This is a genomic window from Paraburkholderia sp. BCC1885, assembly GCF_900996235.1.
GTDB lineage: Bacteria > Pseudomonadota > Gammaproteobacteria > Burkholderiales > Burkholderiaceae > Paraburkholderia.
This window is the reverse complement of record NZ_CAAJGM010000111.1, coordinates 144,157-157,860: the sequence shown is the minus strand read 5'-3', so window position 1 is coordinate 157,860 and position 13,704 is coordinate 144,157. Positions and strand designations below refer to the sequence as shown.

10 protein-coding genes are annotated in these 13,704 nt (G+C 63.6%); 6 read left to right on the top strand and 4 right to left on the bottom strand.

Going from position 1 to position 13,704, the window contains the following annotated elements:
- The first annotated feature begins 108 nt into the window (after positions 1-108).
- The 3 genes from FQ755_RS09720 (at position 109) to FQ755_RS09710 (ending at position 6,411) form a co-directional block, all read left to right on the top strand.
- Positions 109-2,304 carry a hypothetical protein gene (locus tag FQ755_RS09720; RefSeq protein ID WP_409937310.1) on the top strand — a complete coding sequence of 732 codons (2,196 nt, stop codon included), beginning with the start codon at positions 109-111 and terminating at the stop codon, positions 2,302-2,304.
- A gap of 163 nt (positions 2,305-2,467) precedes the next feature.
- Positions 2,468-3,934: an oligosaccharide flippase family protein gene (locus FQ755_RS09715; protein WP_144153528.1), complete on the top strand. Its 1,467-nt coding sequence runs from the start codon at positions 2,468-2,470 to the stop codon at positions 3,932-3,934.
- Positions 3,931-6,411 (top strand): glycosyltransferase family 4 protein, encoded by a 2,481-nt coding sequence (locus FQ755_RS09710; protein WP_144153526.1) that lies wholly within the window; start codon positions 3,931-3,933, stop codon positions 6,409-6,411. The genes FQ755_RS09715 and FQ755_RS09710 overlap by 4 nt, the downstream gene beginning before the upstream one ends.
- 144 nt (positions 6,412-6,555) lie before the next feature.
- On the opposite strand, the gene FQ755_RS09705 is transcribed toward FQ755_RS09710, so the two are convergent.
- A complete protein-coding gene (locus FQ755_RS09705) occupies positions 6,556-7,761 on the bottom strand; it encodes an acyltransferase family protein (protein ID WP_144153524.1) in 1,206 nt (401 codons plus the stop codon).
- Between the two features lie 251 nt (positions 7,762-8,012).
- Between FQ755_RS09705 and FQ755_RS37265 the strand changes: the two genes are divergently transcribed.
- Both FQ755_RS37265 and galU read left to right on the top strand, forming a co-directional pair.
- The gene (locus tag FQ755_RS37265) at positions 8,013-8,168 is read left to right on the top strand and encodes a hypothetical protein (protein ID WP_186308476.1); all 156 of its coding nucleotides are present in this window, start codon (positions 8,013-8,015) and stop codon (positions 8,166-8,168) included.
- Between the two features lie 266 nt (positions 8,169-8,434).
- Entirely contained in the window at positions 8,435-9,328 is an 894-nt protein-coding gene (gene galU / locus FQ755_RS09700) for a UTP--glucose-1-phosphate uridylyltransferase GalU (RefSeq protein WP_144153522.1), read from the top strand.
- Positions 9,329-9,427: 99 nt separating this feature from the next.
- Here the strand turns inward: galU and FQ755_RS09695 are convergent, their stop codons facing one another.
- Both FQ755_RS09695 and FQ755_RS09690 read right to left on the bottom strand, forming a co-directional pair.
- A complete protein-coding gene (locus tag FQ755_RS09695; protein WP_144153520.1) occupies positions 9,428-11,602 on the bottom strand; it encodes a malate synthase G in 2,175 nt (724 codons plus the stop codon).
- Between the two features lie 157 nt (positions 11,603-11,759).
- Positions 11,760-12,164 carry a heme-binding protein gene (locus FQ755_RS09690; RefSeq protein WP_144153517.1) on the bottom strand — a complete coding sequence of 135 codons (405 nt, stop codon included), beginning with the start codon at positions 12,162-12,164 and terminating at the stop codon, positions 11,760-11,762.
- Positions 12,165-12,465: 301 nt separating this feature from the next.
- On the opposite strand from FQ755_RS09690, the gene FQ755_RS09685 reads away from it, so the two are divergent.
- Positions 12,466-13,341 (top strand): MOSC domain-containing protein, encoded by an 876-nt coding sequence (locus FQ755_RS09685; protein WP_144153515.1) that lies wholly within the window; start codon positions 12,466-12,468, stop codon positions 13,339-13,341.
- Positions 13,342-13,445: 104 nt separating this feature from the next.
- On the opposite strand, the gene FQ755_RS09680 is transcribed toward FQ755_RS09685, so the two are convergent.
- Positions 13,446-13,634 (bottom strand): hypothetical protein, encoded by a 189-nt coding sequence (locus FQ755_RS09680; RefSeq protein ID WP_144153513.1) that lies wholly within the window; start codon positions 13,632-13,634, stop codon positions 13,446-13,448.
- Between the last annotated feature and the right edge of the window lie 70 nt (positions 13,635-13,704).

Below are 13,704 nucleotides of genomic sequence, written 5' to 3'. Positions count from 1 at the left end.
CGCTTTTAGTCGCCGTTATTCGGGCCATTGTTTCGGCCGCCATTTCATCTGATATCGCCCGCTCGTGCGCGCTGCCCGCCGCCGCACGGCTTTGACTGGAGGAATACCTTGGTCCGTCCCACCTTCGCGAAATTGCTCGCTGCGCTGTTATGTCTGACGGCGTTTGCCGCTTCGGCCGAAACGGAGCTGAACGCGAAGACATCATGGATCGGCAATACCTTTGGTTTCGGTGATGGCTCGTGGACCCAGATCGACATCACGGCGATCGCCGTCGCTGCGGACGGCAAGGTCTACACCAACGCGCCGTGGGACGAAAGCGGCGCGGAGGCCAGCACGTATCAGAACGGCAAGATGCTCGGCTTCGCGGGCGGCACGCACGGCTGGGGCACCGGTGGCGGCAATGCAATTGCCATCAATCGCCACTATGTATTCATGGCGGTGTCGGTGGGCAACGAGAAAGGTCATCTGGTCGGGCAGGGCATCTGGCCGCAAAAGGGCAAGCAGTGGTTCGGCGTCTCGCGGCGCAAGCTCGAAGACCCCAAATTGAGCGCGCTGTTTCAGCCTGCCGCCACGGCGGGCAGCGGCGCGGCCGATCCGCATGCGCAGCTGGCGGCCGGCTTCCTGATGATGAACGAGGTGGCCGCCGGGGCTCGCGCCGACATCAACGGTCTCGCTGCTAATGACACCACGCTATACGCGTCCAACACGACGCAAAACCGCATTGAAGTCTACGATGCTGAATCCATGCAGAAGAAGGCGGCGTGGAGCGTGCACGAGCCTGGACGTATCGCGCTGTCCAGCGACGGCACGCTATGGGTATTGACCGGCACGCTCACCGACAGCACACCGCGCGTCGCGCATTACTCGGCTGGCGGCCAGCTACTCGCGGATACGCTGCCGTTGCCATCGGATTCGGTGCCGGTGGACATCGCGCTCGATGCCCACGACCGCGTGCTGATCGCCGACAACGGTCCGCGTCAACAGGTGCTGTTTTTCAGCAGGAATGGCGGCCGGTATACGGCCTCGGGCACGCTCGGCGAGCGCGGCGGTATCTTTTCCGGTGTGGCGGGACGCCCTGGCCCGCAACGCTTTAACGGACTCACCGGTGTCGGCGTCGATGCGCGCGGCAACGTCTACGTCTCCACCAATGGCATCGGTCCGCACTATGCGCCGCTTGGTGCGGGGCTCGGCGCCACGCTCGAAAGTTATGCGCCGGACGGCCAGCAACTCTGGCAGGTGCAGGGACTGCTGTTCGTCGACGGCGCGTGGATGGATCCGGCGCGCCCGGACAGCGTCTATACCGGCAACAAGCGCTTTCAGCTAGACCTCACCAGGCCGGCGGGACAGGACTGGAAATATGTAGGTTTCCTATCCAATCGTTTCAGGTATCCGGACGATCCCGTGTTTCACACGGACCAGTGGCCCGGCTTGCCCATCGCGCGTCAACTGAAGGGCCACACGTTCCTGTACCTGACGGACATGTACGCGGACCATCTGAAGATCTATCGTTTCGACAACGCCCACGACGGTGAGACGGCGATTCCCTCGGGCTTCATCGCGGGCCGCGACCGGCCGGTCGCCAATGTGCCGAACGCGCCGCCCGGCGGCGACTGGATGTGGCGCGACATGAACGGCGACGGCCGCTTCAGCAGCGACGATTTCACGCCCAACACGAGCGGCACGCGGCTCGCGGGCGGCTGGGGCTGGTGGGTCGACAGCGCCGGCGACATCTGGCGCACGAGCGACATCAAAGGCATCCACCGGCTGCATTTCGGCGGCCTCGATGCGAAAGGCAATCCGGTCTATTCGTACTCGGATATGACGAGCTATCCGATGCCGCAGCCGTTCACCGAACTGCGCCGTGCGATCTACGTGCCGCAGACCGATTCGCTTTACGTGACCGGTTACACGGCGGACGCGCCGACCCAGACCGGCTTCTGGAAAGAGGTCGGACGCGTGCTGGTGCGCTACGACAACTGGTCGAGCGGCAAGCCGGTGCAGCGCTATAGCGTCACGCTGCCGTGGCAGCCGCAGGCCAAGCCGATCCAGACCATCATCGGCCTCACCGTCGAAGGGCAATACGTGTTCGCCGTCGAACCGGTCGGCGCCGTGCATGTGTTCGACAAGGACAGCGGCAAGGAAGTCGGCGTGATCCGGCCGGGCCCGGAGGTGGGCAAGGCGTCGGGCTGGGTCGACGTGCCGAATGGCGTGAGCGCCTACCGCCGCAGCAACGGCGAATACCTGGTGTTCGTCGAAGAAGACGCGCGCGGCAAGGTGATGATGTACCGCTGGAAGCCCGCCTGACCGCTCGCGTCATGGGTCGGGCCGCGAATTATTTTTCTGTCGATTTATGGCGCACGGTGCGCATTTTTTACGTGCTTAACTCGAAGCAGACTACTCGGTGTCGCGCCGCGTCGCGTGTGCAGCCTCGCGCGACGCGCCGACTCTCTGAATCAAAAGGCATCCGATGGACAAAGCCATTCTCAGGAACGTAGCGATCAATTTCTTCGGGCTGATATTGCCGACTTTCGTTTCGCTCGTCACGGTGCCGTCGTATATCCGGCTGCTGGGCGTCGAGCGTTACGGCGTGATCGCTCTGGTGTGGACCCTGATCGGCTATTTCTCGATTCTCGATCTGGGCATGAGCATGGCCGCGCAAAATCACATCTCGAAGGCGCTGGCCTCGAACGATGCCGACGAAAGCGCGCGGGTGTTCTGGAGCGCGACCTGGCTTAACCTCGTGACGGGCATCATCGGCGGCCTGATTATTTATTTTGGCGCATTTCTTTACACCGCCTATTTCACCAAAGTGTCACCGGAGTTGCAGCACGAGGTCTATATGGCGCTGCCGTGGCTCGCCATTGCGATTCCGATTGCCAACGTCTCGTGGGTGTTCGCGGGCGCCATCAACGGCGCCGAACGCTTTGGGGTCTACAACACCAATCAGACCATCGGCACCTTCGTGTTTCAGCTGCTGCCGCTCGCCGCCGCGTGGCTGATGGGCCCCAGCCTGCAGAACGTGCTCGCCGCCGCGGTGGTGGCGCGTCTGTTCGCCGCGGCGCTGCTTGGCCGCTCGGCGTTCAAGGTGCTCGATCTGCACCGCATCCTCGCGCCGCGACTCGGCGTGGCCAAGGGCCTGTTCAATTTCGGCGGCTGGATGCTGGTGGCGAGCATCACCACCATGGTGGCCGATTCGCTCGACAAGGTCTTTCTCGGCACCGCCCTCGGCGCGCGCTTCGTGACCTTCTACACCGTGCCGCAGAACCTCGTGACGCGCCTGAACATCGTGCCGACCGCGCTGGTGCGCACGCTGTTTCCGCGTCTGTCCGCCGTGGGCCGCGATCACGCCGACCTGATCACGCAGCAGTCGCTCGAATTTCTCAACGGCGCTTTCACACCGGTCACGCTGGTGGCGATGTTCGTGCTGGGGCCGTTCCTGCATCTGTGGGTGGGTAACGAGATTGCGACGATCGCCGCGCCCGTCGGCCGTGTGCTGATCGTCTCCGTGTGGCTGGTCGGGCAGGCCAACGTGACGCGCATCATGATCCAGTCGCAGGTCAATCCGGCGGTCGCGGCGAAAGTGGGCGTATTCGAATTGCCGCTATTCGCCGCCGCGCTGTGGTGCGGCATTCACTACTTCGGCCTGACCGGCGCAGCGGTGGCCGTGGCCGGCCGCGCGCTGTTCGACTACGGCGTGCTGCTGTGGCTGTCGTCGATTCGTGCCCGGCCGATCGCGCTCGACATGCTCGCGCATCTCGCCTTTCTGCTGGTGAGCCTGTGGCTCGCCAGTTTCCTGCCCAGTCTGTCATTGGCGATCGCCGCCGGCGCGGTGGTCGTGGCCGCCAACGTTGCGTGGTCGATCACGATGACGCCCGCTTTGCGCGATCTTGCGCGTTCGCTGCTGTTGCGACTGAATCCGAGGAAAAGCGCATGAACCAGGATGTCCTTGATGAAGCCGTGGTGCGGCCAGGCCAGCGTAGCGCGCTGGCCGAACTCGCCACGCCGGCGGCTCCGCTGGCGCTGGCGCGGCGCGCGCAGCCGGCACAGAAGAAGGTGCGCGTAGCCATCGTGCACGATTGGCTCGTCACCTACGCGGGCGCCGAGCGGGTGCTGGAACAGATCGTGGCCTGCTTCCCCGACGCGGATCTGTTCAGCGTGGTGGATTTTCTCGACGACCGCAGCTTCCTGCGCGGTAAGTCCGTGACCACGTCGTTCATCCAGAAGCTGCCGAAGGCGCGCACCCGATACCGCGCGTATCTGCCCTTGATGCCGATCGCCATCGAGCAACTGGACGTGTCGGCCTACGACGTCGTGATCTCGAGCAGCCACGCCGTCGCCAAGGGCGTGCTGACCGGTCCCGACCAGGTGCATATCAGCTACGTGCATTCGCCGATCCGCTATGCGTGGGACTTGCAGCATCAGTATCTGCAGCAGTCGAAGCTGACCAATGGGCCAAAATCGGCCCTCGCGCGGCTGATTCTGCACTACATGCGCAACTGGGACATTCGCACTTCGAATTCCGTCGACGCATTCGTCGCCAATTCGGAATTCATCGCGCGACGCATCAAGAAGGTCTATCAGCGCGAGGCGCATGTGATCTTCCCGCCGGTCGACGTCGAGGCGTTCACGCTCAACGAGCAGAAGGACGACTTCTATCTGACTGCGTCGCGGATGGTGCCGTACAAGAAGATCGACCTGATCGTCGAAGCGTTTGCGCGGATGCCGCAACGGCGGCTCGTGGTGATCGGCGACGGCCCCGATATGCAGAAGATTCGCGCCAAGGCGGCGCCGAATGTCGAGATCATGGGTTACCAGCCGTTCAAGGTGCTGCAGGAGAAGATGCAGCGCGCCCGTGCGTTTGTGTTTGCCGCCGAGGAGGACTTCGGCATCTCGGTGGTCGAAGCCCAGGCCTGCGGGACGCCGGTGATCGCCTACGGCAAGGGCGGCGCGCTCGAAACCGTGCGCGATCTGTCGAGCGCGCGGCCGACCGGCATGTTCTTCGACGAGCAGCGCGCGGAGTCGATCATGGCGGCCGTCGAAGAGTTCGACGCTCACGCGAACCGCTTCGCCGCCGCCGATTGCCGCGCGAATGCGGAGCGTTTTTCGGCCGCGCATTTTCGCGAGCGTTTTTTCTCCCATGTACGGGCTGCCGTGCCGGCGCTGCGCGGCGCCGCGCAGCCGGTATACGAGCTCTACGTCGCCCCGCCCGCCGGTACGGATGACGCCGCGGCGCAGGCGCCGCGCGTGCTGGCGCTCGATCAGAGCGGCGTGCTTGGCGGCGCCGAACTGTCGCTGCTGGAGATCGTCAAGGCGCTGCGTTCGCGCATCGAGGTCGTGCTGTTCGACGACGGTCCGTTTCGCACGGCGCTCGATGCGGCGGGCGTGACGGTGCGTGTGCTCGATGCGGGCGCGCTGCGCGAGGTTCGCAAGCAGGGCAGCACGCCGCCGCTCGGACGCGCCCTCAAAGGCGTGAAGGCGCTGGTGAGCGCGACGGTCGAACGCGCGCGCCATGCCGACGTGATCTACGCCAACACGCAGCGCGCCATGGTGATCGGCGCGCTGGCGGGACGGCTGGCGCGGCGGCCGGTGGTGTGGCATCTGCGCGATATCGTCAGTGCCGAGCATTTCGGCGGCAAGCAGTTGCAGATCGTCAAGTGGTGCGCGAAGCTCGGTCTCGCGCACGTGATCGCGAATTCGGCGGCCTCGGCGCGGGCTTTTGCCGAGCTGACCCGGTTCGATGAAAAACGCATCGACGTCGTCTTCAACGGCATTGCCGCGGCGCCATTCGACGCCCTGCGCAATGTACCGGCCGCGACGCTGCGAGCGCGTCTGAGGTTGCCGCAGGACGCGTTTCTGGTCGGCTCGTTCAGCCGTCTGGCTCGCTGGAAGGGCCAGCATGTGCTGCTCGAAGCGATGGTCCTCAACCCGCATATGCATGCCGTGCTGGTGGGCGCGCCGCTGTTCGGCGAGGAGGCTTACGAGGCCGAATTGCGCGCATTCGTTGCGACTCATGAGCTTGGCGAGCGGGTGCATTTTCTGGGCTTCCAGCACGATATAGCGGCCTGCATGCGCGCGGTCGATGCCGTCGCGCATACCTCGATTACGCCGGAGCCGTTCGGCCGCGTGATCGTCGAAGGCATGCTGGCGCAGCGGCCCGTGGTGGCGGCGCGGGCCGGCGGGGTGCTGGAGATCATCGAGGACGGCATCAACGGCGTGCTGTGCGAGCCGGGCGATGCGCATGCCCTGGCCGACGTGCTGGCCGAATTGCGCAGCGATACAGCCCTGCGCGAACGGCTCGTTACGGGCGGCTATGAGACGGCGATAGCGCGGTTCGGTACCGCCGCGTATGTGGCGGGTGTCGAGCGGATTCTGAAAGACGTGGCGGGCCGAAAGAAGCGCCGGCAGGCTTGAAACCCAGGCGGTGCAAAAGCGCCGGAAAGAAGGAAAGGACTAAACAACGAAGGGCCGCACCGTTATCCGGATGATCGATCCGGTTGCGCTGCGGCCCTTGTTGCAGGGTCCTTTGTTTGTTCGAACGCTTGCTGACGTCCTCGCTTACACGTTCGCTGAAACCGGCACCGCGCCAACCCGCTTGCGCTTGAGACTTTCCGACCAGCGCATGGCCGGCAGTTCCACCAGCCGATAAAACACATACGCCACCGGCACGGCCACCAGCATGAAGCCAAAGGAAGGCCAGATCGACAGCTGCAGCGCCGAGCGATACAGCAACGACGACAGCAGCACGAAAATCGGCAGATGGATCAGGTAGAGCGAGAAACTGAAGTCACCGAAGCGCGACAGCACGCGAGCCACCGGCGAACTCACGGCACGCCTGTCGAGCGCCCTGTACAGGTAGAAAGCGAACCCTAGCGCCCACAACTGAAACGCGCCGTACTGCCCGAAGTGAAACGCCCCGCAGCCCAGCACGACGAGACCCGCCGCCACCGCATACAGCCAGTTCGACGCCGGCCGCAGATTCTTCGCGGAAACCTTTTGCGCGCGGACGTCGGCAATCCATGCGCCCAGCGTCCACGAAAACCAGTACGAGGTGAAGAACTGCAGATCGTGCCGCTCCAGCACCAAAGCCGACACGATGTTGACGAGCGCCACCAGCGCCAGCAACGGCGTCATGCCAAGCCGGCGGCGCAGCGCGAACAGCAGCGGATAGATCGCGTAGAACTGCACTTCGAGCGACAGGGTCCACAGTGCGCCGTTCGACCCATAGGTCTTGCCGGCTACCCCCTGCAACGAAAACAGATTGACGAGAAACGCCTGCAGGCCGATCTCGCGCAGCTTGTGATTGACGGGCGGCAACTGGTAGCTGAACCAGTCGAGCGCGAAGGTCAGCAGGAGTGCGGCGAACAGCACGGGATAGATTCGCGCGAACCGGCGGGCCCAGAAATTGGCCGTATCGAGGGTGTAATTGGCGTCCTGAGCGAGGCGGATCGCGCCGCCCCGGTGAATGCAATAGCCGCTTATCACGAAGAAGATCGGCACGCCCGCGGAGCCCCACGCAATCGGCAGTGTCAGATAAGCCACGATCGAGCTGAAACCCAGCGCATGACCGACCGCGTGGTGAAAACTCTCCATGCCCACCCACGCGACCTGGCGGCAATGAAAATAGGCGACCAGCAACGCGGCAAAGCCGCGCATCGCGTCGATCACGTCTTCCTTGCCGGCGCTTTCCGCGCGCGCGTCGCGCTGCGGGCGAGCCGGCAAGGGCAGGGATGCGCTGCTGGCATCGAAGGCTGAATCGCTCATGCGCGGTCCTCTCTGATTCGGATAAGTGAACTAAAAGCGGCGGCGCACGGCGCAATCCGCGCCTACAGCCGCATGCCTATCCTAGAGCAGTGCCGGAGCAAAAAAATGGATAAAAAATGACATCTCAGCGCGCGAGCAAATCAAAAATGTTTCTATATGTAATCAGATGCAATATGAGTTTTCCGGGGAATTATTTGCCGATTTTTTCGTGATAATTTGGGTGTCTGAATCTTCAGACCAGAGGTGGAGTCATGAACCTGCATGTACTCGCCGGCATTGCCGTGCTCCTGATCCTGATCGCCGCTTCGGCTTACCGCGAGGCGCTGCGCAACGAGCCGATCGGCCGCTTCCGGATGACGCGAGGCAAACTGCCGCCCAGCGACGAAAACGAAGAAGGCGCTGCGTGAGGTGAGCAGCGGTGGCGCGGCGCCGGCACGTAAATGTTACGGCGGCGCATACGTTTTATCCGTAATTGTTTCCTGTAAAACTGCGCGGCGCCAATCAATCCACGCAATGATTATTTTTTCAGACGAATAACTTTAATTTTGTCGAAACCTGAATTAGATTTTAACGACCCTTTCGACCAACTTAATCCGGCGCCTTTCGGACGGCATGCAGCACTCCCCGACGGGCGAACCGCACACGTTCATCAACCGATGTGGGAATGCATACCATGCTGAAAGTCACCAAAGCCGTGTTTCCGGTCGCAGGTCTCGGGACGCGGTTCCTGCCGGCCACCAAGGCCAGTCCCAAGGAAATGCTGCCCATCGTCGACAAGCCGCTGATCCAGTACGCCGTGGAAGAGGCGATTGCGGCGGGCATCACCGAAATGATCTTCGTCACGGGCCGCAGCAAGCGCGCGATCGAGGACCACTTCGACAAGTCATACGAGATCGAAGCCGAACTCGAAGCGCGCGGCAAGGAACAGTTGCTGGATCTGGTGCGCAGCATCAAGCCCGCCAATGTGGACTGTTTCTACGTGCGTCAGGCGACGGCGCTGGGCCTTGGCCATGCCGTGCTGTGCGCGGAGAAACTGGTGGGCGACAGCCCGTTTGCGGTGATTCTCGCCGACGACCTGTTGCACAGCACGCAGCCGGTGATGAAGCAACTCGTGGACGTCTTCAATCACTATCACAGCTCGGTGATCGGCGTGGAAACCATCGCGCGCGAAGACAGCCGTTCCTATGGCGTGGTGGATGGCCGCGAGTGGGAAGAGGACGTGATCAAGCTGTCCGGCATCATCGAAAAACCGGCGCCGGACAAGGCGCCGTCGAATCTCGGCGTGGTGGGCCGCTACGTGCTGATGCCGACCATCTTCAAGCATATTCGCTCGCTCAAGCCGGGCGCGGGCGGCGAACTGCAGTTGACCGATGCGGTGCAATCGTTGCTGTCGGAAGAGCAGGTGCTGGCGTATCGCTACTTCGGCACGCGTTTCGATTGCGGCAGCAAGCTAGGCTATCTGAAGGCCACGGTCGAATTCGCGCTGCGCCATCCGGAAGTGAAGGCGGAGTTCGAGGAGTATCTGCAAAGCTATCTGCCGCTGCATCTCACGGCGGCCGCTGCCTGAAAAAAAACGGAGCGAGGCGTGAGGCGCCTCGCTCCGTAATCGCCTCGCGGGCAGAGCCTCTGCCCGCGAGTTTCTGCCGTCCAGCATGGCGATTCAGGTTCAGGCCTTGGCCTTCACCTCGAGCCGGAACTTGTGCAGCAGCGGTTCCGTGTAACCGCTCGGTTGCTCGCGTCCTTCGAACACGAGTGCCTGGGCTGCCTTGAAGGCGATCGTATCGAAGCCCGGCGCCATCGGCTGATAGTGCGGGTCGCCGGCGTTCTGCTCGTCGACCACCTTGGCCATGCGCCTGAAGGTTTCTTCGACCAGCTCGCGCGTCACCACGCCGTGATACAGCCAGTTCGCAATGTGCTGGCTGGAGATGCGCAGCGTGGCGCGGTCTTCCATCAGGCCCACGTTGTGAATGTCCGGCACCTTCGAACAGCCGACGCCCTGATCCACCCAGCGCACCACGTAACCGAGAATGCCCTGCGCGTTGTTCTCGACTTCCTGGCGGATTTCGTCGTCGCTCCATTTGGCGGCTTCGACCACCGGGATCGTCAGCAGGCCGTTCAGCAGTTCGTCGCGCACGCCGGCGAGATCGATTTTCTCCAGTTCCTTTTGCACCGCCTGCACGTCCACCTGGTGATAGTGCAGTGCGTGCAGCGTCGCCGCGGTGGGCGAGGGCACCCATGCGGTGTTGGCGCCGGCCTTCGGATGCGCGATCTTCTGTTCGAGCATGGCGTGCATCAGATCCGGCATGGCCCACATGCCCTTGCCGATCTGCGCGCGGCCCCGCAGACCCGCAGCGAGACCCACCAGCACGTTGCTGCGCTCGTAAGCGCCGATCCACGCGGTCGACTTCATGTCGCCCTTGCGCAGCATCGGGCCGGCCTGCATGGCGGTGTGCATCTCGTCGCCAGTGCGGTCGAGGAAGCCGGTGTTGATGAACGCGACCCGCGCCGAGGCTTCGGCAATACACGCGGCGAGGTTGACGCTGGTGCGGCGCTCCTCGTCCATGATGCCCATCTTGATGGCATTGCGTTCGAGACCAAGCAGGTCTTCGACGCGCGCGAACAGCTCGCTGGCGAACGCCACTTCAGCCGGGCCGTGCATCTTCGGCTTGACGATATATACCGAGCCGGTGCGCGAATTCAGGCTGTGCTTGCGATCGTGCAGCGCGCACAGCGTGGTGACCACCGCGTCGAGAATGCCTTCGGGAATCTCGTGGCCGTCTTTGGTGAGGACAGCCGGATTGGTCATCAGATGACCGACGTTGCGGATGAACAGCAGCGAGCGGCCATGCAGCACGACCGGCGCCGTGCCGTTCGCGGCGGTGTAGACGCGGTCGGGGTTCAGACGGCGCGTGAAGGTCTTGCCGTTTTTCGTGACCTCTTCGGTCAGCGTGCCGTTCATCAGGCCCAGCCAGTTGCGATAGAGCTGGACCTTGTCGTCCGCATCCACGGCGGCCACCGAGTCTTCGCAGTCGATGATCGTGCTCACCGCCGCTTCCATCAGCACGTCCTTGACGTGCGCCGCGTCGGTCTTGCCGATCGAGTCGCCGGCGTCGATCTGGATTTCGAAGTGCAGGCCGTTGTGCTTGAGCAGGATGGCCGAGGGCGCTGCTTCTTCACCTTGATAGCCGATGAATTGCGCGGCCGTCTTTAGCGCCGTGGCGCCGTTCTTCAATGCCACGACGAGCTGGCCGTTTTCGACGCTATAGCGGGTGGCGTCCGCATGCGAGCCGTGCGCGAGCGGCGCGGCTTCGTCGAGGAAGGCGCGGGCGCGGGCGATCACGCGTGCGCCGCGCACCGGATTGAAGCCGGCCTGTTTCTCTGCGCCGTCGGTTTCGGGAATCGCATCCGTGCCATACAGCGCGTCGTACAGGCTGCCCCAGCGCGCATTGGCGGCGTTCAGGGCATAGCGCTGGTTCGACAGCGGCACGACGAGCTGCGGGCCGGCCTGTTCGGCGATTTCGGTATCCACGTGATCGGTTGTGGCCGTGACGCGGGCCGGCGCCGGCACCAGATAGCCGATGCTTTCGAGGAAGCTGCGGTAAGCGGGCAGGTCGCGCACCGGGCCCGGATGGGCGCGATGCCATTGGTCGAGTTCGGTCTGCAGGCGGTCGCGCTCGGCCAGCAAGGCGCGGTTTTTCGGCGCGAGGTCGTGCACCAGCGCGTCGAATCCGGCCCAGAACGCTGCGCTATCGACACCGGTGCCGGGCAGGGCTTCCTGTTCGATGAACTGGTCGAGATTCGCGGCTACCTGCAGTCCGCTTCGCTTGGTCATTTGAGTCATGGACTGCTCCATCTGATTGGGCTGGGCCGGTGTGGGGCCACCGGCCTGTTCCTTCATTTGCTGTGTTTACTTCAATTGATTATTGCGCCGACGCAGGGGTATCGCGCTCATCGCTCGGGTCATACAGTTGGCCGGTCAGGGCGCCGAGCGACGCTGCTCAGGCGTTCAGCGCGGCAGCGCCTGCCTTGGCCACCAGCGCGTCCTGATCGGCCTTGACGCCGGACACGCCCACCGCGCCCACCACCTGGCCGTCGACGATCACCGGCACGCCGCCTTCGAGCACGCCCGCGAGCGGTGCGCTCAGGAACGCGGTGCGGCCATTGTTGATCATGTCTTCATAGGCCTTCGATTCGCGCCGGCCGAGCGCCGCGGTACGCGCTTTCTCGGGGGCGATGTGGGCGCCCACCGGCGCGCAGCCGTCCAGACGCAGCAAGCTCAGCAGATGGCCGCCGTCGTCGACCACCGCGATGGTGACTGCCCACTTGTTCTTTTCGGCCTCGGCGCGCGCGGCATCGAGAATCTTCGTCGTTTCGACCACGGACAACACGGGTTTCGTCAGCATAATGAATTTCCTGTTTGAGTGATGGTAAGGATTCTTCTATAAGAGCAGCCCGGCGGATTTCGGATTTTACGTCCAAGCGCCGTGGGACGGTGCGGCCGATTGTAAAGCCCGCTCGCGACCGCCGCGTGTCGGCGCCCCGCGTGGCTGGAAGCCCGGGAATAAAGCTGACCCGGTTTCGTTAACAAAGCGTAATGAGCCGGATGGCGGAATGCGCAGCAAAACGGCTATTTTGGCCGTCAAGCGGATTACTATAGTTCGCAATACAATCCGTCCTGAAAGCCCATAACAAAATCCACTCGCCATGCCAGCTGTCAGCGGTCTAAATATTTATCCGATCAAATCGTGCGCGGGAATCGCCTTGAACGAGGCCCGGCTTCTGGAGACAGGTCTCGAATACGACCGCAACTGGATGGTGGTCGATCGCGACGGGCTCATGTTGACGCAACGCTCTCATGGGCGCCTCGCGCTGATTCGCGTTGCGCTGGATGAGGGCAACGGCGACCTGATCGTCGCGGCGCCTGGCATGCCGGAGTTGCGCACGCCGCTCGCGGTGACGGCGCTCGGGCGGCCGGCGCTGATCGAGACCAGAGTGTGGCGCGACGCCATGTCGGCATTCGATACGGGGCCGCAAACCGAGGCCTGGTTTTCGACCTTCCTCGGCGTGCCGGCGCGGCTCGTGCGCTTCGACCCGGCGGTGCGGCGGGTGGTGGATCCGCTGTGGACCGGCGATATCGAAGCCATCACCCAGTTTGCCGACGGCTTCCCGTTGCTGGTGATCGGCGAGGCCTCGCTTGCCGATCTGAACCGGCGCCTGACGGGCAAAGGTGCGCCGTCGATTCCGATGAACCGGTTCCGGCCCAACCTGGTATTCACGGGCATCGACGCCTACCACGAAGATTATGTGGAGAGCCTGACCGTCTGGACGGCCGACGGCACGGCGCAGCTTCATCTCGTCAAGCCGTGCGCGCGTTGCCCGATGCCTTCCATCGATCAGGACAGCGGCGCACCCGATCCGCAGTGGCCGAACGAGCCGCTCGACACCATGAGCGCCTACCGCGGCAATGCACGACTCGATGGCGCGTTGACGTTTGGCCAGAACGCGATTGTGTCCTCGGGATTTGGCGCGCGGCTGGCGCTCGGTCAGCAGATCGACGCGGAACTGCGTTTCGAGGACTAGGATCGCCGGCACACGGCGGCGGTTTTTCGCTGACGAGGACGGCCTGCCTCGCCGCACCGCCTGTGGGGGCCGGACAGATCAAGGCGGCAGATCAAAGCGGCAGATCACAGCGCAAGCAGACGCAATACGAGGCCGAATATTTCAAACGCGATCGCCAGCGCGACGATCGTCACCGGCAGCGTCAGCACGATCACCCACACGGTCCGGCGCATGGCTTCAGACGCCCGGTCTGGATGCGCGCGGGCCTCGTCCGGGACCACCGTGCCTGCTATTGCGCTTTCACGTTCCGTCATCACAGCGTGTCCATGGGGGGAGGTCCGGTGGGTGGCGCGCGCACGAACGTGAGCACGATCCGGCGATTAT

What these genes read in the sequence shown, in the direction of transcription:
- FQ755_RS09715 (WP_144153528.1), top strand. Translation starts at nt 2,468, where the DNA reads ATGGACAAAGCCATTCTCAGGAACGTAGCGATCAATTTCTTCGGGCTG.
- FQ755_RS09710 (WP_144153526.1), top strand. Translation starts at nt 3,931, where the DNA reads ATGAACCAGGATGTCCTTGATGAAGCCGTGGTGCGGCCAGGCCAGCGT.
- FQ755_RS09705 (WP_144153524.1), bottom strand. Translation starts at nt 7,761, where the DNA reads ATGAGCGATTCAGCCTTCGATGCCAGCAGCGCATCCCTGCCCTTGCCG.
- FQ755_RS37265 (WP_186308476.1), top strand. Translation starts at nt 8,013, where the DNA reads ATGAACCTGCATGTACTCGCCGGCATTGCCGTGCTCCTGATCCTGATC.
- galU (WP_144153522.1), top strand. Translation starts at nt 8,435, where the DNA reads ATGCTGAAAGTCACCAAAGCCGTGTTTCCGGTCGCAGGTCTCGGGACG.
- FQ755_RS09695 (WP_144153520.1), bottom strand. Translation starts at nt 11,602, where the DNA reads ATGACTCAAATGACCAAGCGAAGCGGACTGCAGGTAGCCGCGAATCTC.
- FQ755_RS09690 (WP_144153517.1), bottom strand. Translation starts at nt 12,164, where the DNA reads ATGCTGACGAAACCCGTGTTGTCCGTGGTCGAAACGACGAAGATTCTC.
- FQ755_RS09685 (WP_144153515.1), top strand. Translation starts at nt 12,466, where the DNA reads ATGCCAGCTGTCAGCGGTCTAAATATTTATCCGATCAAATCGTGCGCG.
- FQ755_RS09680 (WP_144153513.1), bottom strand. Translation starts at nt 13,634, where the DNA reads ATGACGGAACGTGAAAGCGCAATAGCAGGCACGGTGGTCCCGGACGAG.